24 protein-coding genes and 2 tRNA genes are annotated in these 20,988 nt (G+C 71.3%); 19 read left to right on the forward strand and 7 right to left on the reverse strand.

Going from position 1 to position 20,988, the window contains the following annotated elements; genetic code table 11:
* The 4 genes from folP to DJ74_RS15245 form a co-directional block, all read left to right on the forward strand.
* Positions 1–1,177, forward strand: a 1,177-nt coding sequence (gene folP / locus DJ74_RS15230; RefSeq protein WP_254922183.1) for a dihydropteroate synthase, incomplete at its 5' end; no start/stop codon positions are given.
* A gap of 36 nt (positions 1,178–1,213) precedes the next feature.
* Positions 1,214–2,650 carry a DHH family phosphoesterase gene (locus DJ74_RS15235; RefSeq protein WP_094527790.1) on the forward strand — a complete coding sequence of 479 codons (1,437 nt, stop codon included), beginning with the start codon at positions 1,214–1,216 and terminating at the stop codon, positions 2,648–2,650.
* Between the two features lie 108 nt (positions 2,651–2,758).
* Complete coding sequence (locus tag DJ74_RS15240) at positions 2,759–3,829, forward strand: NAD(P)/FAD-dependent oxidoreductase (RefSeq protein ID WP_094527791.1); 1,071 nt, start codon at positions 2,759–2,761, stop codon at positions 3,827–3,829.
* A gap of 187 nt (positions 3,830–4,016) precedes the next feature.
* The gene (locus DJ74_RS15245; RefSeq protein WP_254922010.1) at positions 4,017–4,529 is read left to right on the forward strand and encodes a hypothetical protein; all 513 of its coding nucleotides are present in this window, start codon (positions 4,017–4,019) and stop codon (positions 4,527–4,529) included.
* A gap of 355 nt (positions 4,530–4,884) precedes the next feature.
* Here DJ74_RS15245 and ilvA read toward each other — a convergent pair whose 3' ends face one another.
* Positions 4,885–6,096, reverse strand: a complete 1,212-nt coding sequence (ilvA, locus tag DJ74_RS15250; protein ID WP_094527792.1) for a threonine ammonia-lyase — start codon at positions 6,094–6,096, stop codon at positions 4,885–4,887.
* A 249-nt stretch (positions 6,097–6,345) separates the two neighbouring features.
* Positions 6,346–6,768, reverse strand: a complete 423-nt coding sequence (locus tag DJ74_RS15255) for a gamma-glutamylcyclotransferase (protein ID WP_094525657.1) — start codon at positions 6,766–6,768, stop codon at positions 6,346–6,348.
* Between the two features lie 149 nt (positions 6,769–6,917).
* Here DJ74_RS15255 and DJ74_RS15260 point away from each other — a divergent pair, with 149 nt between their 5' ends.
* From DJ74_RS15260 to DJ74_RS15280, 5 genes are all read left to right on the forward strand, one after another.
* Positions 6,918–8,426 carry a stage II sporulation protein M gene (locus DJ74_RS15260; RefSeq protein WP_094527793.1) on the forward strand — a complete coding sequence of 503 codons (1,509 nt, stop codon included), beginning with the start codon at positions 6,918–6,920 and terminating at the stop codon, positions 8,424–8,426.
* A gap of 101 nt (positions 8,427–8,527) precedes the next feature.
* Entirely contained in the window at positions 8,528–9,007 is a 480-nt protein-coding gene (locus DJ74_RS15265) for an Hsp20/alpha crystallin family protein (protein ID WP_094527794.1), read from the forward strand.
* Positions 9,008–9,115: 108 nt separating this feature from the next.
* Positions 9,116–9,568, forward strand: a complete 453-nt coding sequence (locus DJ74_RS15270) for an Hsp20/alpha crystallin family protein (RefSeq protein WP_094527795.1) — start codon at positions 9,116–9,118, stop codon at positions 9,566–9,568.
* A 76-nt stretch (positions 9,569–9,644) separates the two neighbouring features.
* Complete coding sequence (locus DJ74_RS15275) at positions 9,645–10,337, forward strand: protein-L-isoaspartate(D-aspartate) O-methyltransferase (RefSeq protein WP_094527796.1); 693 nt, start codon at positions 9,645–9,647, stop codon at positions 10,335–10,337.
* Between the two features lie 80 nt (positions 10,338–10,417).
* Positions 10,418–11,191 (forward strand): protein-L-isoaspartate O-methyltransferase, encoded by a 774-nt coding sequence (locus DJ74_RS15280; RefSeq protein WP_094525648.1) that lies wholly within the window; start codon positions 10,418–10,420, stop codon positions 11,189–11,191.
* A 33-nt stretch (positions 11,192–11,224) separates the two neighbouring features.
* Here DJ74_RS15280 and DJ74_RS15285 read toward each other — a convergent pair whose 3' ends face one another.
* On the reverse strand, positions 11,225–11,701 hold the full coding sequence (locus DJ74_RS15285) for an Ig domain-containing protein group 1 domain-containing protein (protein ID WP_094527797.1): 477 nt from the start codon (positions 11,699–11,701) through the stop codon (positions 11,225–11,227).
* 115 nt (positions 11,702–11,816) lie between these two features.
* On the opposite strand from DJ74_RS15285, the gene DJ74_RS15290 reads away from it, so the two are divergent.
* From DJ74_RS15290 to DJ74_RS15305, 4 genes are all read left to right on the forward strand, one after another.
* On the forward strand, positions 11,817–13,016 hold the full coding sequence (locus DJ74_RS15290; protein ID WP_094527798.1) for an ATP-binding protein: 1,200 nt from the start codon (positions 11,817–11,819) through the stop codon (positions 13,014–13,016).
* Positions 13,017–13,035: 19 nt separating this feature from the next.
* The gene (locus DJ74_RS15295; protein ID WP_094525642.1) at positions 13,036–13,383 is read left to right on the forward strand and encodes a CrcB family protein; all 348 of its coding nucleotides are present in this window, start codon (positions 13,036–13,038) and stop codon (positions 13,381–13,383) included.
* On the forward strand, positions 13,380–13,736 hold the full coding sequence (locus DJ74_RS15300) for a CrcB family protein (protein ID WP_094525640.1): 357 nt from the start codon (positions 13,380–13,382) through the stop codon (positions 13,734–13,736). Before DJ74_RS15295 ends, DJ74_RS15300 begins: the two co-directional genes overlap by 4 nt.
* Before the next feature lie 76 nt (positions 13,737–13,812).
* The gene (locus DJ74_RS15305) at positions 13,813–14,172 is read left to right on the forward strand and encodes a hypothetical protein (RefSeq protein WP_094525638.1); all 360 of its coding nucleotides are present in this window, start codon (positions 13,813–13,815) and stop codon (positions 14,170–14,172) included.
* A gap of 33 nt (positions 14,173–14,205) precedes the next feature.
* On the opposite strand, the gene cca is transcribed toward DJ74_RS15305, so the two are convergent.
* Positions 14,206–15,624: a CCA tRNA nucleotidyltransferase gene (cca, locus tag DJ74_RS15310; RefSeq protein ID WP_094527799.1), complete on the reverse strand. Its 1,419-nt coding sequence runs from the start codon at positions 15,622–15,624 to the stop codon at positions 14,206–14,208.
* 162 nt (positions 15,625–15,786) lie between these two features.
* Here cca and DJ74_RS15315 point away from each other — a divergent pair.
* The 3 genes from DJ74_RS15315 to DJ74_RS15325 all read left to right on the forward strand — a co-directional run bounded on the left by DJ74_RS15315 (position 15,787) and on the right by DJ74_RS15325 (position 16,541).
* Positions 15,787–15,894 (forward strand) — tRNA-Asn (locus DJ74_RS15315).
* 62 nt (positions 15,895–15,956) lie between these two features.
* Complete coding sequence (locus DJ74_RS15320; RefSeq protein WP_094525635.1) at positions 15,957–16,421, forward strand: group I intron-associated PD-(D/E)XK endonuclease; 465 nt, start codon at positions 15,957–15,959, stop codon at positions 16,419–16,421.
* A 44-nt stretch (positions 16,422–16,465) separates the two neighbouring features.
* Positions 16,466–16,541: transfer RNA gene (locus DJ74_RS15325), tRNA-Ile, on the forward strand.
* 50 nt (positions 16,542–16,591) lie between these two features.
* Here the strand turns inward: DJ74_RS15325 and DJ74_RS15330 are convergent.
* Positions 16,592–17,455 (reverse strand): TIGR01548 family HAD-type hydrolase, encoded by an 864-nt coding sequence (locus DJ74_RS15330; RefSeq protein ID WP_094527800.1) that lies wholly within the window; start codon positions 17,453–17,455, stop codon positions 16,592–16,594.
* 64 nt (positions 17,456–17,519) lie between these two features.
* A complete protein-coding gene (locus DJ74_RS15335; protein ID WP_094527801.1) occupies positions 17,520–18,038 on the reverse strand; it encodes a UPF0146 family protein in 519 nt (172 codons plus the stop codon).
* Between the two features lie 39 nt (positions 18,039–18,077).
* Here DJ74_RS15335 and DJ74_RS15340 point away from each other — a divergent pair, with 39 nt between their 5' ends.
* The 3 genes from DJ74_RS15340 (at position 18,078) to DJ74_RS15350 (ending at position 20,201) form a co-directional block, all read left to right on the forward strand.
* Positions 18,078–18,599, forward strand: a complete 522-nt coding sequence (locus DJ74_RS15340; RefSeq protein ID WP_094525630.1) for an archaemetzincin family Zn-dependent metalloprotease — start codon at positions 18,078–18,080, stop codon at positions 18,597–18,599.
* Positions 18,600–18,643: 44 nt separating this feature from the next.
* Positions 18,644–18,943 carry a DUF6432 family protein gene (locus tag DJ74_RS15345; protein WP_094525628.1) on the forward strand — a complete coding sequence of 100 codons (300 nt, stop codon included), beginning with the start codon at positions 18,644–18,646 and terminating at the stop codon, positions 18,941–18,943.
* 103 nt (positions 18,944–19,046) lie between these two features.
* Positions 19,047–20,201 (forward strand): aminomethyltransferase family protein, encoded by a 1,155-nt coding sequence (locus DJ74_RS15350; RefSeq protein WP_094527802.1) that lies wholly within the window; start codon positions 19,047–19,049, stop codon positions 20,199–20,201.
* Between the two features lie 527 nt (positions 20,202–20,728).
* On the opposite strand, the gene DJ74_RS15355 is transcribed toward DJ74_RS15350, so the two are convergent.
* On the reverse strand, positions 20,729–20,988 hold a 260-nt coding region (locus DJ74_RS15355; protein ID WP_176451359.1), incomplete at its 5' end, for an inorganic phosphate transporter.

Below are 20,988 nucleotides of genomic sequence, written 5' to 3' on the forward strand. Positions count from 1 at the left end.
GTCTCGTGGGCTCGGGGCGAGCGAGGGGCGCGTCCCCGGCGGCGAGCAGGTCCCGGTCACGCTCGGAGGCACGGTGGCAGAGTACCGCGCGCTGCTCGACCGCCTGCGCGCCCGGGAGGGAGGCGGATTCGCGGGCGTCGCGGCCGACATCGCCGACCGGCTCGGGCTCGACGAGGGCGATGGACCGGTAGTCGGCGAATCGGAAGGCGGCGGATCGGCAGGCGGCGGACCGGAAGACGGCGACGACTCGGCCCCCGGAGGCGACGCCGACGCGGGCGGCTCGCCCCCCGACTACCCGTGGACCGACGGCACCGCCGTGATGGGCGTGCTCAACGTCACGCCCGACTCCTTCCACGACGGCGGGCGCCACGAGGCGCTGGAGGACGCGATCGCGGGCGCCGAGCGCATGGTTGAGGCCGGGGTCGACGTCGTCGACGTCGGCGGCGAGTCGACCCGGCCGGGCGCGGACCCGGTCACGGTCGACGAGGAGATCGACCGCGTCGTCCCGACGATCGAGGCGGTTCGGTCGGTGCCGGCGGTCGCCGACGGCGACGTGCTGATCTCGGTCGACACCCGGAAGGCGCCGGTCGCGGAGGCGGCGCTGGAGGCCGGGGCCGACGTCATCAACGACGTGACCGGGCTGGAGGACCCCGCGATGCGCGAGGTCGTCGCCGAGGCGGACTGCCCGGTCGTCGTGATGCACAGCCTCGACGCGCCGGTCGACCCGACGAACGACCCCGAGTACGACGACGTGGTGGGAGACGTGATCGAGTCGCTCCGCGAGCGGCTGTCGCTCGCGGACACGGCCGGGATCGACCGCGACAAGGTGATCGTCGACCCCGGGCTCGGCTTCGGGAAGTCGGCGGCCGAGGCGTTCGAGCTGATCGACCGGATCGGGGAGTTCGCGGCGCTCGACTGTCCGGTGCTCGTCGGCCACTCGCACAAGTCGATGTTCGGCGCGGTCGACCGCGAGCCGAGCGACCGGGAGCACGCCACCGTCGCCGCCACCGCGCTCGCCGCCGACCGCGGGGCGGACCTCGTGCGCGTTCACGACGCGGCGGAGAACCGCGCCGCGGTCGACGTCGCCGCCGCGGTGAACGGGACCCTCCGCGGGGGCGGAGACGCCGACGGCGGGGATCGCGACGGCGCCGACGCCCCGGACGCCCCCGACGAATGACGGCAGCGTTTTCCTCTCGCGTCACTTCGCGCTCGTATGGCCCGGCGTCTGCTGCTCGGCTGTAGCGCGGTCGGGAACACGCTCGTCGAGCGCACCCGCGAGGAGCGCGGCGAGCTCGTCGCGATCACCGACGACACCGGGTGGGCGTCGACGCTCCGCGACCGTAACGTTGGCACCGTCGAGGCCGACCCCACCGACCCGTCGGCGTACCCCGACCATGCCGCGGTCGTGCTGGTCGCGAGCGACGACCCCGCGCGAAACGTCGACGCCGCGGAGGCCGCGAGGGAGCGCTACCCGGACGCGATGATCGTCGCGCACGTCGGGACGAACCCGACCGCGGCCCAACAGGCGGCGCTGGAGGCGGTCGCCGACCGCGTCGTCGACCCGGTCGAGGCGTTGGCCGCGCGGGTCCGCGAGGCGACCGGCGCCGACGGCGACGAACTGCCGGTCCGACTCCTGTCGACGCTCCGCGACCTCTCCGGCCCGCTCCTCGTCGTCGCCCACGACAACCCCGACCCGGACGCCATCGCGAGCGCGATCGGGCTCGCCCGGGTCGCGGACGTCGTCGGCGTCCCGGCGGACCCCTGTTACGGCGGGGAGATCGCCCACCAAGAGAACCGCGCGCTGGTGAACCTGCTCGACCTCTCGCTGTCGACGTTCGACGGGATCGACCTCGACGACTACGGCGGGATCGCCCTCGTCGACCACTCGCGGGCGGGGATCAACGACAGCCTCCCCGAGGGGCACCCCGTCGACGTCGTCGTGGACCACCACCCGCCCCGCGGCCCGGTCGACGGGGAGTTCGTCGACATCCGGCCGGACGCGGGCGCCACGAGCACCCTCATCGAGGAGTACCTCTCGCGGCTCGGCGTCGAGCCGGAGCGACAGCTCGCCACCGCCCTGCTGTACGGTATCCGCATCGACACGAAGGACTTCACTCGGTCGACGTCGATCCCGGACTTCGAGGCGGCGGCGTCGCTGTCGCCGCTCGTCGACGAGTCGACGCTCGAACGCGTCGAGAGCCCGAGCGTGAGCCAGGAGACGCTCCGGGTGCTCGCGAACGCCATCGAGGGCCGGGACGTGCGGGGGTCGACGGTCGCCTCCTGCGTCGGCGAGATCAGCGATCGCGACACCCTCGCGCAGGCGTCCGAGCGCCTCCTCGATATGGACGGCGTCACGGTCACGTTCGTGTACGGCTACAAGGACGGGGTGATCTACGCCTCGGCGCGGTCGCGCGGCGCGGACCTCGACGTGGGCGAGCTCCTCCGCGACGCGCTCGACTCGGTCGGCTCCGCCGGCGGCCACGCCACTATGGCCGGCGCGCAGGTCCCGCTCGGCATCTTAGAGGCGGTCTCCGAGGACGAGTCGCTGCCCGACGTCGTCGAGGAGTTCGTCTCCGGCCGCTTCTTCGAGGCGCTCGACGACGCGCCGAGCCAACCGGTCGGTCCAGTGCCGGAGTTCCCGAACGACTGAGGGCTCGGAGACGGCTCCGACCCCGCCGTCCGTCCCGCCGTCAGCTCGTGTTCGGCGACCGCGTCCGATGGCGCAACCTACATATTTCGCGGCGGCGAACAGTATTGCATGACTGACGATATTGTCGATCACCGCCGACTGATCATCGCCGGTACCGGTATCGCGGGCCTCTCCGCGGCCATCTACGCCGCGCGGTCGAACAACGACCCCTTGCTTATCGAAGGCGACGAGCCGGGCGGCCAGCTGACGCTCACCACCGACGTAGAGAACTACCCCGGCTTCCCCGAGGGGATCTCCGGGCCGCAGCTCATCAACGACATGAAAGCGCAGGCGAAGAAGTTCGGCGCCGAGACGCGCAACGGCGTCATCGAGGACGTCTCGAAGGAGCCCGCGGGCCACTTCCGCGCCGAGCTCACGAACGGCGACGTCTACACGGCCGACGCCGTGATCGCCGCCTCCGGCGCGAGCGCTCGGACGCTCGGCGTCCCCGGCGAGGACGAGCTGATGGGGTACGGCCTCTCGACGTGCGCGACCTGCGACGGCGCCTTCTTCCGCGGCGAGGACATGCTCGTCGTCGGCGGCGGCGACGCGGCCATGGAGGAGGCGAACTTCCTGACGAAATTCGCGGACACCGTCTACGTCGCGCACCGCCGGGAAGAGTTCCGCGCCGAGGACGTCTGGATCGAACGCACGATGGAGAAGGTCGAGGACGGCGAGATCGAGCTCCTCCTCAACACCGAGCTCACCGAGATCCACGGCACCCCCGAGGACGGGATCGACCGCGTGACGCTCGTCGAGCACCCGGACGGTCACCCCAAGGAGAAGCTCGACGACCCCGCGACCGCGGACGAGGTCGACGAGTACGACTTCGACGTGGGCGCCGTCTTCTTCGCCATCGGCCACACGCCGAACACGGACTTCCTGGAGGGGCTCGGCGTCGAGACCGACGAGGACGGCTACCTGATCACCGAGGGGGGCCGCGGCGGCGGCCAGACAGCCACCGGCGTCCCGGGGCTGTTCGGCGCGGGCGACGTGGTCGACTTCCACTACCAGCAGGCGGCTACCGCGAGCGGGATGGGCGTGAAAGCCGCGCTCGACGTCGACGAGTACCTCACCGAGCGCGAGCGCGCCGGCGAGCTGTACGAGGGCGAGGTCGACGCCGCGGCCGCGGACGACTGAGACGCGGTTCGTCGTTTCGGGTGCGTCCGGGTCACCGCTCCGACGCCCCTCGTTCGCACCCGTGAGGCGATCGGTGACTCAAACCCTTCTTTGCATTATACGTGGTACTATCCGCGGTTCCTCCATCGTTCGAAACGAGATGAACAGACGTGGTCTTGCCGTCGTCGCCGCTGCACTCGCGTTGGTCGTGACTGGTAGTGCCGTCGCCCTCGCCGGTCCTGTGTCGGGAGGCCCCGGCAGCCTCCTCGGCGGAGCGAGCGATCCGCCGGCGCTGCTCCACTTCGATTCCGACGGGGTCCGCTGTCCCGACGAGTTCGCGGCTAACAGTTCCACGTCGGTGGCTGCCGGGGGCGAGAACACGGAGATCACGTACGCTCGAAACGTCTCCCTGCCGGGGCCGTCGTACGCGATCGGCGGCCCGACGTTCGAGCGGGTGAACGAGTCCGCCTACGTCCTCGACGTCCCGATTGAGGAGGCGGAGAACGCGTCCAGGTCGTGTTCGGGCGTCGCCCGCTACAACGGTACGATGCGAATTCCCGCGGGCGACGACCCTTGGCAACTGATCGTCAAGCACGACGGCGAGACGGTCACCACGCTCCGCGGGGAGTCGGACAGTTCCCCCCTCGGCGGATCGACGAGCGTGAGCGGGAGCGTTTCGGCCTCGGAACCCGCGACCGATTCGACGAACTCCTCGGAGTGAACCGCCGCTGAGGTGACGCCGGCAAAGCCCCAGCCGCTCGGCGATACGCGGCCGCTGCCGGGGAGGACATCGCCAAAGCCCCAGCCGGGAGACGAAGCACGGCGACGCAAGGACCGCAGGAGCGAGTGGAACGAGCGACGAGGACCACAGCGAGCCGCGCGAGTCCTCCCGGCTGCCCTTTTGAGTCCCACCTCGCCCCGCACAGCACCGCAGCCTCACTCCTCCCCAGCCTCGCGGCTCCCTCCGCTTCGCTCCGGTCGCCGCGTCCCTCGCGCGTGCGACTCGCGCCCTCCGGGCGCTCGGAGGCACGCGCCACCGCAGTTCTATTTATAACTGGTCGTCGTGATCGCCTGCTTCACGACAGGATCTCGACCTCGTACCCGTCCGCTTCGAGCGCGTCGACGATGTCGGCGGCGTGTTCGGCGTCGTCGGTCTCCAGCTCCAGTTCGAGCTCGGCGGCGTTGACGGCGACGTCCCGCGAGGTGCGGTCGTGGTGGACCGCGTACACGTTCGCGCCGGTGCGCGCGACGATGCTTGAGACGCGCTCCAGCTCGCCCGGGCGGTCCTTCAGGTCGACCGTGATCTTGAGGTAGCGGCCCATCTGGACCAGCCCGCGCCGGATCACGGTGCCGAGCCGGTTGAGGTCGATGTTGCCGCCGCAGAGCGCGGCGACGACCGTCTCGCCGTCGTCGTACTCGAACGCCTCCGAGAGGACGGCGGCGAGCGCGACGGCGCCGGCGCCCTCCACGAGCGTCTTCGACCGTTCGAGGAGGAGCGTGAGCGCCAAGGCGATCTCGCGGTCGTCGACCGTGACGACCTCGTCGACGTACTCCGCCATGACCGCGAGGGTCTCCTCGCCGACCGACCGCGTGGCGATCCCGTCGGCGATCGTGTCGACGCTGTCGATCTCGCGGACCTCGCCGGCTTCGAGCGACTTCGCGGCCGAGGCCGCGCCCTCGGCCTGCACGCCGACGACCCGCACGTCGGAGAGCTGCTCTTTGACCGCGACGGCGACCCCCGAGATGAGGCCGCCCCCGCCGACGGGGACGACGACCGTGTCGAGCTCCGGGCAGTCGTCGACGATCTCCATGCCGAGCGTCCCCTGCCCGGCCATCACGACCGGGTCGTCGAACGCGTGAACGTACGTCCGTCCCTCGGCGCGCTCCAGCTTGTGGGCGTACGCCTGCGCCTCGTCGTAGTCGACGCCCTCCAGCCGAACGCTGGCGCCGTACCCGCGCGTGGCCTTCACCTTCGAGACGGGCGCGAACTTCGGCATCACGACGGTGGCGTCGACGCCCGCGCGCTGGGCCGCGAGGGCGACGCCCTGCGCGTGGTTCCCCGCGCTCGCGGTGACGACGCCGGCCTCGCGTTCGGCGTCGGAGAGGGTCGCGATCCGGTTCATCGCGCCGCGGATCTTGAACGCGCCGGTACGCTGGAAGTTCTCCAGCTTGAGCCGGACGTCCGCGCCGCTCATCTCGGAGAAGGTCCGAGAGCGCTCCAAGGGCGTGTGACGCGCCACGCCGTCGACGCGTTCGCGCGCCTCGTGAACGTCTGAGAGGGACAGCATGCGTCCCCGTCGCCGCGCCGACCGCTAATCGGTTCCGGTCCGGGGCGTCTCTCCCGGCGTTCGCCGGCGCGACGGACCGCGCGCTCCGGGACGAACGGAAATCCGACGGGCGAGCCACCGGCTCGCCGTCTGTGAAAGGGGGAATGCACGCGTGTGACGTGCACCTGAGACCAAGCGGCCTGCATACAAAAAGGTGGGGCTAGCGGAGCGAAAGTGAAACCGCACGACTGCACCCCCGTCATCCGCCCGTCAGACGCGTTTTTCGGGGGTCAGCCGCACCCGCACGTCGGCCCGTTCGAGGTACGTCTCGACCCGCTCCGCGAACCCTCCATCTGCGTTCGGGGAGTCGCCCGGCCACGTCGCGTCCGCGTCGAGCCGGTCGGGGTCCCCCACGTAGACGGCGGCCCGACTCGGGTGGCCCTCGGGCGCGTCGAGCGGGACGCTCTCCCGGAGACACAGTCCCTCTCTTACGCCCTCGTACTCGTCGAGCGCGGCCACCTCGTCCGTCCGGAGGAGCCGACCGGCCGTCTCCCCGCCCGGGGCGAGCGTCGGATACCGCCCCTCGACGAGACGGAGCCCGGTCAGAGTCGCCGGACCGACGAAGACGAACGAGTCGAGGACCTCGGCGACCCGGTCGGGCTCGGTCAGCGTCCCGTACACGAAGACGTCCATGAGTCGTGTGGGTCGTTCGCACGTTTGAAGCTTCGGACGCGCGGGGTCGGGGGCGTTCGAGCCGGTTCCGAGGTCGACGAGGCGAGAGCGCCGGCGACCGACCGACGAAACGCGGACCCATTAAGTGGCGGACGACCGAATCGAGCGTCATGGACCTGTCCTCCGCCGTCTCCGCCACGGCCTCCACCCTCCGGCGGCGTCCCGCCGACCTGCTCCCGTTCTACCTCCTCGGAACGGCGGTCCCCGTCATCGCCCGGATCGGGATGTTCGCCGCGCTCGCCGGCGTCTACGTGCACTTCGAGCTCACCGGTCGGCTCGCGGCCGCCCGCGACGCGCTCGCTGGGCTCGACCTGACGCCGCCAGACACGCAGGACCCCGAGGCGGTACAGGCGTGGAGCGAGTCGCTCTCCCCGGCGCTCGAACCGCTCGCGTCGCCGACGGCGATCGCCCTCCTCCTGGCCGGGACGGCGGCGACCGTCGCGCTCGCCGTCCTGACGTACGCCGCGGTCTCGGCCGGCCAGCTGTCCGCCGTCGTCGCTCGGCTCCGGAGCGAGCGCGGGCTCACCGCGGGCATCGCCGGCGTGCGAGACCGCTGGCTCACGTTCCTCGGGATATACGTCGCCGAGCTCTGCTGTTGGCTCGGGATCCTGCTCCTCGGGGGAATCGCTATCGCCGCCGCGTTCGCCGTCAACCCGTTCCTCGGGGCCGCCGCCGCGCTGGTCGTTCTGCTCGTCGGGGTCGTCGCCCTCCTGCTCGTGCGGATCGTCTTCGCGTTCGCCCCGGCCGCCGTCGTCGTCGACGACGCCGGCGTGGTCGGCGCCGTGGAGGGGGCGGGCGGGTTCGTCCGCTCGAACCCGGCCGACGCCGCCGCGTACCTCGTCGTCGCCGTCGGCGTCCTCGTCGCGATCTCGTCGGCCGCCTCCGCGCTCGCGTTTCTCGGGGGCGGAGCGGTCGTCGCGCTCGCCAGCGCGGTGGTCGCCGCGCCCGCACTCGACCTGCTCAAGACCGTCCTCTACGGCGATCACCGCGGCGCCGTCGACCCGCTCGACCCCCCCGAGGCGACCCTTCGCGCGCAGCTCTCCGGCGGCGTCCGCCGCGGCTGGCGCGAGATGGCCGCGTTCGTGCGCCGGACCCCGGGACTACACGCGCTCGTCGTCGTCGTCGGGATCGGGTTCGGCGCGCTCGGCTGGCTCGCCGTCGACCCGTTCGTCGGCGCCGTCACGACCTCCATCGAAGGGCGACTCCTCGGCCACATACCGCCCGTCGCGGCCGTCAACTTCTTCGGGAACAACTGGTCGGTCGCGATCGCGACGTCGCTCTCGGGCGTCGCGCTCGTGATCCCGGCGCTCTCGTCGATCGCGTTCAACGGGTTCGCGCTCGGCGCCACGGCGGCGCTGGAGGAGAACCTCCTCGCGCTCGCGGCGTTCGTCGTCCCCCACGGCCTCTTAGAGATCCCGGCGCTGTTCGTCTCCGGCGCGCTCGGAGTCCACCTCGGGATCGTCTCGTGGCGAGCGTTCCGGGGGCGGCGCCCCCGCGACGAGTTCGCGGACGCCTTGGAGACCGCGTTCTGGGTGCTCGTCGGCGTCGGACTGTTGATCGCCGTCGCCGCGTTCATCGAGGGATTCGTGAGTCCGTACTACTGGCGACCGTTCCTCTGAGGCGCCGACTGCGGTTCTCGCTGGTTCGGGCCCTCCCCGTCGATCCGTTCGGCCAGCCGCGCCCGTACGTTCAAGTCGCTCCGCCACGAATCCTGACCTGTATGACGCGACGCGATCCCTTCGGCGAGATCGAGGAACTGCTCGAACGAATGGGGCGGGAGTTCGAGGAACTCGGCGGCACGCTTGACTCGCCGGGCGGTCCCCAACTCTCCGGCGCTCGCGACGTCGCGGTCGACGTGATCGAGGACGACGAATCGATCACGGTGCACGCCGACCTCCCCGGCTTCGAGGACGAGGACATCGAGGTCGAACTGCGGGAGGACTCGCTGTCGATCGCGGCGACCCGCGAGGAGGAGCGCGACGTCGAGGTCGGGGACGCCGACGACGCGGCGGACTCGGACGACTCCGACGTCCGGTATCACCGCCGCGAGCGCCGGTCGCGGTCCGTCTCGCGACGGGTCCCGATCGCCGAGCCCGTCGAACGCGACGGCGCGACCGCCTCTTACGACAACGGGGTCCTCACGGTCACGCTGCCGAAGCGATCGGGCACCGGCGGCGGTCACAGCATCGACGTGAGCTGAGCCCCGGCCAGTCCCCGAAACCGCCTGGGTGTCCGGCCCTCGTGTTGCGAGATAGCAGCGCTCTGTCCGTGTTTAATACCTCGCGACGCCTCCATACGAGCGATTGTCATGAACAGATACAGCCCCTTCGACGAGATCGAACAGTTCTTCGGCCGCACCCCGTTCGACGTCGATCGGGCGTGGGGGCGGGACTTCCGGACGGTCGACGTCGACGTCGCGGAGTACGACGACGAGTTCGTCGTCGTGGCCGACCTGCCCGGCTACGACCGCGACCTGATCGACGTCCGCGCGACGGACGGGCGGCTCACGATCACGGCGGAGCGCGTGGAGACAACGCGCGACGGCGAGGTCGACGACGAGGTGTCCGAGACGACCCCGGGCGAGACCGGTCGATACCTCCGCCGCGAGCGACGCCGCGAGTCGGTCACGCGCACGGTCGACCTCTCCTCGCCCGTCGTCGAGGTCGAGGCGAGCGCGACGTACCGACACGGCGTGCTCACGGTGACGCTTCCCAAGGAGTCCGTCGACGACGTCGACGGTCACCGGATCGACGTGGAGTAACGGACCGCCCGAGATCGGCCGACCTTTTTATACTGCGGCCGACACTTTCTCCACTACCGCCGTGCTACTGCTCACCATGGACGACGCGAACGGGCCGGAACCGGATGGCGGTCCGGAACGCGGTGGCTCTCCGGACCTCGCGACCGCTCGCCGAGAGCTCGTCGACTCGCTCCGGGCGCGTCTCGACGTGAGCGAGCGCACGCTGTCCGCGGTCGAGGCTGTCCCGCGGCACGAGTTCGTCCCCGAGAGCCACCGCTCTCGCGCTTACGCCGACAGGCCGCTCCCGATCGGTCACGACCAGACGATCAGCGCGCCGCACATGGTCGCGATGATGTCGGACCTCCTCGAGTTAGACCGGGGCGACCGCGTCCTCGAAGTCGGGACCGGCTGCGGCTATCACGCCGCCGTGCTCGCCGAACTCGTCGGACCGGGGAACGTCTTCAGCGCCGAGTACGTCCCCGAGCTCGCCGCGGAGGCCCGCGAGCGTCTCGATCGGCTCGGATACGACGTGACCGTCCGATCGGGCGACGGCCGCGAGGCGTTCCGCGACGCGGCGCCGTTCGACGCGGCGTCCCTGACGTGCGCGGCGAGCGGCGGCGTCCCCGATCCGATCGTCGAGCAGGTCCGGACCGGCGGCCGGATCGTCGCGCCGGTCGGCGACGGGGGCTTCCTCGGCCGCGGCGGACAGCGGCTCGTCCGCCTCACGGTCCGCGAGGACGGCGTCGACCGCGAAGACCACGGCGGCGTCCGGTTCGTGCCGATGCGGTGATCTCCCGTTCGGCGGGACGGGTCCCGGCCCGCCGCCGCGGCGAACGAGCGGTTTTAGGCGACCGAGCACCGACTCCGACCATGGACGAGGCGTCGCTGCGGGCCGACATGATCGAGGGGCTCGAACACGAGCTCGGCGAGCCGCTCGAGGCCGCCGTGCTGACGGCCCTCCAGCGGGTCCCCCGGGAGACGTTCGTAGACGACTCTCCGTACGCGAACGCCGCGAGCGACGAGGCCGGAACGCGCGTCCTCGCGCCGGCGACGGCGGTCCGGCTGATCGGCGCGCTGGACGCCGCCGAGGGCGACGACGTCCTCGTGATCGGCGCCGGCGTCGGCTACTCGGTCGCGATGCTCGCCGAGATCGCCGGGGCGAGGCACGTCCACGCGGTCGACATCGACCGCGAGGCGGTGTCGCTCGCGCGGTCGAACCTCTCCGCGGCCGGCTACGAAGCCGTCCTCGTCGACCGGCGAGACGGCGCGAACGGCCTGCCGGAGTACGCGCCCTACGATCGCATCCTCCTCGAGGCGGCGGTGCTCGAACCCCCGCGCGCGCTCAGGGATCAGCTCGACGACGACGGGCGGCTCGTCTACCCGCGGGGGAACGCCGTTCAGACCGTCGCGGCGATCGAGACCGCTCCAAACGAGTCGGCGGAGCCGGACGACGACGCCCCGCCGGGCTTCCGCACCGTCGAGACCGCCGGCCCGGCTCGGCTCCGGCCGATGCTCGTCGACGGGGAGCAGCGCGGCGTGGAGCGGAACCGCACGCGCCGGGAGGACGCCGAACGGGCCGAGCAGGGCCACTTCGCGCCACACGGCTGGGAGCAGGAGTGGATCGACTGGGACGACCGGCTCTGAGGGCGCGAACGTCACCGGACCCCGTCCTCACCGTCACTCCTCGACGACGAGCACCGCCGTGTTCTCCCGCTCGTCGACGTAGTCGCCCTCGGCCGGCGGTTTGACCTCCACGGTGAGCGTCCCGTCCGGCTGGTTCGGTCCCAGTTCGGGCGCGACGTCGACGGTCGCGACCCCTTCTTCGTTCGTCTTCGCCGTCGCCACCCCGTCGATCTGCGCGGATCCGCTGCGGACGATCACCGTCGCGTCGGCGACCCGCGCGCCGTCGGGATCGATGACGGACACGTCGACGGACTGCTCGCCCGGCGTCGTCACCTCCGGCTGCGGCCGCGCGTCTACCTCTGTCGCGGAGAGCCCTTCGATGTCGCCGATCATCCCCATCATCACGCTGAGACTCGCGACGCCGACGACGAGGGCGATCACCAGCCTGACCGGCAGCCCTTCGATGGCGCGTCTGTCCGTGCGGAACGATCGGCGGTTCGCGGTGCGTCCGTCGCGTTTCGAGTCGGACATAGGCCCCGCTGGCCGCGGTATCACTGATAAGCGGTCGGGGCGCTCGACCGGAACGCCGCTCGGCTCTTCCCCTCGGGCCCACTTTTTTTAGTGCGATACCGCGGTCACCGCCGATATGCACGTGCTCGGACGCGAGGACGGCGGGGCTCGCGCCGCCTCCCGCGGCGACGCAGACAGGGCGTCGGACACTACCGCGTCGCTCCCGACGCTCCGCCTCGGATCGTTCCTCGCTCGCGACGGCAGCGCCGGGGCTCCCGTCGGCGTCGACGCGGACCGGCCGCACGCCGGCGTCGTCTTCGGTAAGCGCGGCACCGGGAAGTCGTACACGCTCGGCGTGCTCGCCGAGGGGCTCGCGGACGCGTCGGGCGTTTCGGCGGTCGTCGTCGACCCGATGGGCATCTTCGGTGGCCTCAGGAACGCGGGGGGTCGCGTGGTCGACCCCGCCGTTCGTCCGACCGCGATCCCGGCGGCCGCGTGGCCGGACCTCCTCGGTCTCGATCCGACGAGCGGTCCGGGCGGAGTGGTGTGGCGGGCCGTCGCCGAGGCGACGCGGGACGCGGGCGTCGCGGGAGACGCAGGCGCGGACGCGGTCTCGGTCGCCGACCTGCGCGGCCGCGTCGCCGAGGCCGACGCGCCGGCGGACGCCCGCCGCGCCGCCGCGAACCACCTCCGGCTCGCGGCGTCGTGGGGCGTGTTCGACGCCGACGCGCCGCCGATCGCCTCCCTCGCGACCGACGGCGCGCCGACGGTACTCGACCTCGCGGGGGTCCCCGAGGCCGCCGCGGCCGCCGTCGTCAGGGCGGTCGCACGCGGCCTGTACGACGCCCGGATCGACGGCGACTGCGACCGGCTCCCGTGGCTGCTCGTCGACGAGGCGCACGCCTTCTTCGGCGGCGTCGCCGATCCCGCGCTCAGGACGCTCCTGACACGCGGCCGCGCGCCGGGCGTCTCGCTCGTCTGCGCGACGCAGCGCCCGGGCGCCCTGCCGAGCGTGGCCGTCTCGCAGTCGGACCTGCTGGTCTGTCACCGACTCACCGCCGAACGCGACCTGGCTCGCCTCGCGGAGGCCGACGCGACGTACCTCGCGGGGGACCTCGCCTCGCGACTCCCGACCGGCACCGGCGAGGCGCTCGTCGTCGACGACGCGACCGAGACCGCCCACACCCTTCGAGTGCGCGAGCGACGGACGCCGCACGGCGGCGGGAGCCCCCGAGCGAGCGACGTGTGTACCGCCGACGCCGCCCGTGTCGACGAGCCGGCCGGCGACCTCGGCGCTTCTCGCCCGGACGCGGTCGAGTCCGAAGGCCCAAGATGACCCCCGGCGACGCGTTCGTATGGAACGGACGCCGTTCGGGTTTCTGCTCGTCGCCGCCGGCGGCTTCCTCGGCGCGGTCACCAGACACGCCGTCGCCGTCGCGGTCGGAACTCCCACCGGCGCCGGCACGCTCGTCGTCAACGCCGTCGGATCGTTCGCGCTCGGCCTCTTGGTCTCTCGGGCGACGACGACCCGCGCGCAGTTGTTCGTCGGCACCGGCGCGCTCTCGTCGTTCACGACCTACAGCACGTTCGTCGGCGACGCCGTCGCGCTCGGGGCGCTCGCCGGGACCGGGTACGTCGCCGCGAGCTACGCGGTCGGGTTCGCGGCCGCGCTCGGCGGTCTCGCGGTCGGGGGGCGGTCGTGACGGGACCGATCCTCGCGGCCGCGCTCGTCGGCGTCGGCGGGTCGATCGGTGCGGTCGCCAGACACGCCGTCGGGCTCCGGATCGAAGGGCGCCGCTCCGTGGTGGCAGTCAACGCGCTCGGCAGCCTCGCGCTCGGCGCCGTCCTCGCCGCGCCGATCGGCTCGCCGGCGACCCTGCTCGTCGCGGTCGGCGCGTGCGGCGCGTTCACGACGTTCTCGTCGTTCGCCGTCGAGACGGTGTCGACCGCGAGCGGCGGTGACGCGGGCGTCGCGGTCGGGTTCGCCGCCGCGAACCTGGCGGCCGCGCTGACCGGCTTTCTCGCCGGGGCGGCGCTCGTCGGAGCGCTCGTGTGACCCGCGGATCGGCCGTTCCCCGCACGCGACGCCCGGGAGCGACAGGTAAAGGCCCCTCCGGGACGTACCGCCTTCCGTGACTGACGACGCCGAGAGCCGGTCGGACAAGAGGGCCGACACCGAGCGCGCGGCCGGCGGTCCGGACCCCGCCGACCCGGACCGGAGCGCCGCGACCGCGGAGGACGCGACCGGAGACTTCGGCGACGACGCACCGTCGTTCGGCGATCTCACGCTGCCGCAGCGCGTGTTCGTCGCCGCCGTGCAGAATCCCACCCGCGGCGTCGTTATCGCCGGGCTCCTCGCGTTCGGCTTCTCCTTCTACGTCGCCTTCTGGCTCGCCTTTCCGCGCGTCGCGGCGTTCATGTCCGCCGTCGGAGCGGTCCTCGTGGCGATCGTCGCCCTCGTCTATCTGATCTCTGACCGCGTCTCGGGGTGAGACCGCGGGACCGGCAGCGGCGAAGCGAGCCGATCACGGGTGCGGCTCGTAGAACTCGCGGAGCGTCGTCCCGAACGTCGGCGCCAGCGTCGCGACGGCGTCGCCGACCAGCACGTCGCGCTCGGCGAACGCCCGCGTCACCTGCGCCCCGAGCGCGACGTCGCCCGCGGCGTCGCTCTCGAGGTACGCTCGCACCGTCGTGAACTCCCGCTCCCGCTCGACGACGTACCGATCGCCGTCGATGAACGGGCCGTACGTCTCCGGGTCGACGTCGTCGGCGTACGACTCGTAGAAGTTCGCAGCGTGTTTCCGCACCGCGACCGGCGGGCCCTCGTGGCGCTCGACTGCCGGCCGCTCGTCGACCTCTAGCTCGGCGTACAGCGCGGCGCGGACGGGACCGGTCGGGCCGCGCTCGGCCCGGTCGTCGTCGACCATCGCCTGCGCGCGCAGCACGTCGAATCCGTGCGCGTTCAGCCCGCGGACGACCCCGTCGAGGGAGCGCCGGAGCTGCGGCCACAGCTGGTCGTCGACCAGGTCGGGGGCGTCGAAGACGACGGCGATCGGCGTCGTCTCCCGCCGGTCGAGGTGGTCGCGGACGGCCGCGACGTCGAGCGGTTCGAGGTCCTGCGGCTCGAACAGCGACTCGCGCGGCGACGCGAGCAGCTCGCGGGCGTAGTGCTGGAACCGCGCCGCGTTCGCGGCCGAGAGGACCGCCGCGACGTTTCGGGTCGGGTCCGTGGGGTCGACGACGACGAGCGGGTCGTCGAACGTCGCCTCGGCGTGCCCCTCGGGGTCGAACTCCACCGGCGGGTGCCAGCTCCGGGCCGACTCGACGAGCGGGACGAACCCGCCGAGCTCCAACACGAGCAGCTCCGTCAGGTACCCGGAGAACCCCTCCGTGCGGAGGTCGCTCCCGTAGGCGCCGATCCCCTTCAGGAACGCCTTCGCGAGCACGACGTCGTCGGCGAGCTCGTCGCCGAGCCGCGCGGAGAGGTACGCGTCGTGGAACGGGGTCCGATCGACCGCGGAGACGAGCTCCGCGGCGGCCTCCACGTCGTGACACGGGACGAGGTCGACGTCGAACCCCTCGTAGGTCCCCTTCACGTACGGGTGTTCGGCGTACTCCTCGTGGCCGTCGGGGAGGACGGCGTGGCCGACCGCGAGCCCGTACTCCTCCAGCTCGGCGCGGTCGAGACCGGGTTCGAACCGGACGAACAGGTCGATGTCGCGGTCGCCGGAGACCCACGTCCCGCGAGCCGTCGACCCCACCTGCACCACGTCGGCCTCGACGGGGAGATCGGCGATCGCCCCGCGGGCGCGCTCGATGAGCTCCTCGGCGACGGCTCGCAGACGCTCGCGCTCCGCCGGCTCCGGGACCACCCGGTCGCGGACGCGCGAAAGAACCGCTTCGAGGGCGTCAGACTCGGGATCGCCGGCCTCGGAATCGTCCATGTCCGGATCTCTCGCGGTCCGGCCGAAAACGTGTCGGTCGCGGGGGCGGCGAATCATTCGGAAAACCGGCCGACGACGACTCGACGCGCCCGCGCGGTCCGTCGCAGCCGAGTCGGGCGGAAACGAAAGCCATATCAAAACAACGCGAGTACCGGAAGATGAGCCGAAGTAGCTCAGTTGGTAGAGCGCCTCGCTGTTACGACGCTCGGCGGACTTCCCCCGAACGTCACAGTCACGAGGCGGTCCCAGGTTCGAGTCCTGGCTTCGGCGTCTCCTTCGGACGGCTCCGATCGTGGATGTGAGTTTTATACGATTACGACTCAGACGGTTGTATGTCGCTTTTTGAGCAGTACGACCGTCTCGGAGAACCACAGAAGCGCGGACAGGCCACGGAAGCGATCGTCACGGCGGAGCTGGTCGCTCGCGACGTTTCCGTGCTTACGCCGGCGTACGACAACGATCCGTACGACCTCGTCACCAGAATCGACGGCGAATTCTATCGGTTACAGGTCAAGACAGCGTACGACGGCAAAAACGACGGCGCGGTAGAGTTCCGGACTCGAAGTGTTCGGACGAAAAGCGAAGGATACGAACGAGAGGGATACGACGGAAAAATCGATTACTTTGCCGTTCTCAACGTCCGAACAGAGGATGTGTATCTCGTCCCGATCGAAGACGCCGGAGCGGCAGCGACCACGATCCGATACGAACCCGCCGCGAACAACAATCGAACGAACATCAATTGGCACGAAGAGTACCGGATCGATACGGTTCTCGACGCACTCCGTTCGAGCTAATGCGGTACCCTAAAGAATGTGCCTCGTCTATTTGAGACCACTACGGGCCTTTAGCTTAGTCTGGCTCAAAGCCCTCCGCTCATAACGGAGTGATCGCCGGTTCAAATCCGGCAAGGCCCATTTTCTCGCGGCAAGCGTCCCCGCGAGCAACGGGTATCGCTTCGCCTCGGCTACTCCAGCAGCTCGACCAGTTCGTTCACGTCCTCGACGACGGCGTCGGCCCCGTTCTCGGCGTACTTCCGTCGTCCCTCCTCGCCGGTCAGGCCGCCGGTGAGGACGCCGACTCCGTAGTAGACCCGGCTCGCGTCCTCGTCGTCGGCGTTGCGCGCGGTCCGCACGTCGTCGAGGGTGTCGCCGGCGAAGGCGACGCGCTCCGCGCCGAACCGCTCCGAGAGCGCGACGAGCGCGCGGGGGTGCGGCTTCCCCTCCTCCCAGTCGTCCATCGTGAACCGCCGGTCCTCGGGGACGTCGAGGCCGACGCGCTCCAGGGCGATCTCCGCCTCGGCCGCGGGTCGCCCCGTCAACACGCCGACGTCGAACCGCTCGGTGAGGTCGGCGATCGTCTCGGGGTCGACGAGCGTCGGCTCGTCGTGGATGTACCCCGGCGCCGACAGCGGCGGCTCCCCGCCCTCCAGCTCGCGGTACAACTCCTCGCCGAGGTACAGCGCTTGGAACGTCTCGCGGAGGCGTTCGGTGTCCCACTGGTCTCGCACCCGGGCCTGCGCGACTCGGGGGAGGTCGCCGACGACCGCTTTCGCCGCGGCGAGGCCGCCCCCGGCCTCGGCGACCCGGTCGGTGAACGCGTCGGGGTCCATCCCGAGGCCCTCGCGGCGGGCCAGCACGTACAGCGCGGCGGCGTCCGTCAGCTCCCAGTCGTTGTTGAACCCGCCGGCGTCTTTGAACGCCTGGACCGTGTCGCGGTCGATCGTCTTGCCGCACACCCTGTCGACGGACTCGATTATCGCCCGTCGATACGAGTCGCCCACGTCGACGAGGACGCCGTCGATGTCGAGAACGACTGCGTCGACCTGCATACCCGTACGCCGGCAGGTGGGGGAAAGAACGTTCGGGTTCGCGGCCGATTCGGCCGGAACTCCGTCACCGTCCGCGATCGACGCCCGGGGATTCGGGCCCCGCCGAGCCGCCGCGAGCGACGTAGACGGTGGTTCCGGAGAGCGACCGGCGACCGACCGGCACCGTCGGCTCCTCGAAGCCGAGAGTCGTGAACAGGCACGCGGCGTCGAGGCGCTCGGCGAGCGCGACCGTCGGGCGCTGGAGCTCCGCCGGGAGGTTACACGCGTACACCGCGTCGAACTCGCCCTCGGACGGATGGGCCTCGGTCGAGTCGGCCTCGGCTCCCGCTTCGGCGTCCGTCGCCGCCGCGAGAGCCAGCACGTCGGCCTCGACGGCGCGCAGCGATCCCGCGACCGTCGCCGCCTCGGTCTCCCGGGCGGTCGCCAGCGCGCGCTCGCCGACGGCGACATCGATCGCGACGACGTCGCGGCCGCGCTCGGCGAGCGACCGCGCGACTCCGGGGCGGTCGCCGACGCCGACCTCTAGCAGCCGGTCGTGGCGGGCGAGCTCCTCGACGAGCGCGAGGCGGGGTGGCGAGACCACGGCGCGGGCTTTATGATTGGGGCGGTCATAAGCGGTTCCATGCTCGTGGACATCGTCCCCGTCGGGGAGGTCACCCCCCGCGTGAAACGGGAGGCCTCCGCCGCGCTCCGATCGGTGTACGACTGTGACGTCACGGTCCACGACGATCAGCCGATCCCCGAGACCGCCTACGACGAGGGTCGCGACCAGTACCGCGCCGAGGACCTGATCGAGACGGTCAGCCGGGTCGGCGGCGGCGAGAAGAACATCGGAATCACCCCGCAGGACCTCTACTACCGCCGCCGGAACTACGTGTTCGGACTGGCGTACCTCAACGGCAACGGCTCCGTGATCTCGACACACCGGCTCCGCACCTCCTCCGACGGGGGCGTGTCCACGAAGCCCGCGGTCGACGTGTTCTCCGACCGCGTCCGAAAGGAGGTCGTCCACGAGATCGGCCACACCCTCGGGCTGGAGCACTGCGACAACAGCAAGTGCGTCATGTCCTTCTCCCCGACCGTCCGCGAGGTCGACGTGAAAGAGGAGAACCTCTGCGGCTCCTGTTCGCGGCTGGTCCGGTAGCGCTCGCCGGTAGAGGTAAACCCCGTCCTGTTTAACTAACGCGCATGGCCGCAAAGCCGGAATACCGCGACCGGCCCGACGTCGAGGTCGCGCTGCTGGACGCGCTCGTCGACCGCGGCGACGAGGGGATGACGGTGCTGGAGCTGCGCGCGGCCGTCGACGCCGACATCGACGCCGTCGAGGAAGCGCTCTCAGCCCTGAAAGAGGACTCGCTCATCACCGTCGAGAGCGAGGAGCGGGTCCGCGTCTACGCGCACGATCGCGTGATCCCCGATCCCGAGGCGCCGGCCGACGACCCGCCGGGAGGGATCGTCGACACGATCCGGGACCGGCTCGGGCTGTAAGTCCGCCCGCCCTCGCGCCGCCGCGGTCGCGTCGCGACCGAACGCCCTCGCGACCCGACGACGAGCCAGCGACCTTTTGCCGCTCCCCGGCGTCGATCGGGGTATGACTCTCGTCTCCGGCACGCACGGCGCCCACGGCGCGACGTACCGCGACCGCGGCGGCCGTCAGGTGGTCGACCACTACGGGAAGCCAGAGCGGGTCGGGAAGGCGGTCCGCAACGTCGTCGGCGCGATCGAGATGGGGTACGGAGTGCTCGCGATCACCGGCGACGACCGCGTCGAATTCGTCGACAACGCCGTCTCCAACCGCGTCCCGGCCGAGGACGGGCAGGGAGTGTACGCGCTCCTGCTCGACCCGCAGGGGGGCATCGAGACGGACATGTACGTGTACAACGCCGACGAGCGACTGCTCGTGTTCCTCCCGCCCGAGCGCACCGAAGACGTCGCCGAGGACTGGTCGGACAAGGTGTTCATCCAGGACGTGACTGTCGAGGACGCCTCCGACGAGTTCGGCGTGTTCGGCATCCACGGGCCCAAGTCGACCGAGAAGGTCGCCTCGGTGCTCGGCGGCCCGGGCGCCCCCGAGAAGCCGCTCTCCTTCGTTCGCGGCTCGATGGTCGACGCGGGCGTCACCGTCATCGCGAGCGACGCCCCCCTCGGCGAGGAGGGCTACGAGGTCGTCTGCGCGGCCGACGACGCCGAGGAGGTGTTCGACACGCTGATCAACCGCGGGCTCAACGCGGCCCCGTTCGGCTACCGGACGTGGGACGCGCTCTCCGCCGAGGCGGGCACGCCGCTCTTCGAGTACGAGCTGGAGGGAACGGTGCCGAACGTCCTCGGCCTCCGCAACGCCCTGGACTTCGAGAAGGGTTGTTACGTCGGACAGGAGGTCGTCTCCCGCGTCGAGAACCAGGGGCGGCCAAGCCGCCGGCTCGTCGGGCTACGGCTCGACGGACTCGCCGACGCGACCGGCGCGATCGACGGCGACGCCGACCCGGAGGGCTACGACGAGGTCCTCCCGACGTCCGGCGCGGCCGTCTTCGCCGGCGACGAGGCGGTCGGCGAGGTGACCCGCGCGGCGGTCGGTCCCGCCTCGGGCGGTCCGATCGCGCTGGCGCTGGTCCGGTTCGACGCCGACCTCGATCCGGTCACCGTGCGCGTCGACGGCGAGGAGGTCGCGGCGACGCGCGCCGCCCTGCCGTTCGTCGACGGGAGCGCACGGTCCGGGCGGATTCCGACGTACCCGGGCGACGAGTAGCCGATATCGATGCTAATACACTCACGCTCGCGGTCGGCGCGTGCCGCCGAGCGCCCGTAGGGCGCGAGGTGCACGCGCGAGGGAGCCGGTGAGCGCTCGCAGAGCGCGAACCGCGAGGCTGGGGAGGCGTGAGGTTGCGGCTGCGGTTGCGGTGCGGGGTGGACTCAAAGGGGCAGCCGCGAGGACGGCGCAGGCGTTCACGAGAGCTCCGCTCTCGTGAGCCAATCAGAACGTTACGCGTTCTGATGACGACGCAAGCACCGTAATGAGGGAGCGATAGCGACCGAGTGAGGCGCGAAGCGAGCGTGCGCCGTCCTCGCGGCTGGGGCTTTGGCGGTGTTCACCATCGATCGGCAGTCACCGGGTATAAACGAGCGGCTGAGGCTTTGGACACCTTCCGTCGATCCACCAACAGGCATGTATAAACGAGCGGTTGTGGCTTCGCGGGCATTCACCGATGCCTCGCGGACAATCCCGTTCATATACAACTACCCGAATTCCGACGGCCTCGACGCTCGTCACCTCGCTCAGAGCACGAACTGCACGGCCGAGTAGATCCCGTAGCCGAGCGCGAGCGACCCCACGAGCGACCCGATCCACGCGAACACCGTGTATCCCATCTTCGCCCGGCTCACGCCCGCGTCGCCGGCGGCGTAGCCGGCGCCGACGATCGCGGAGACGATGATCTCGTTGAACGAGACGGGGATCCCGAACGCGACCGCGGTCTGCGCGATCGCGAACGAGGGGATGAGCGCCGAGATCGACCGCCGCGGTCCCATCGACGCGT

This window comes from Halorubrum sp. Ea8, assembly GCF_002252925.1.
Lineage (GTDB): Archaea > Halobacteriota > Halobacteria > Halobacteriales > Haloferacaceae > Halorubrum.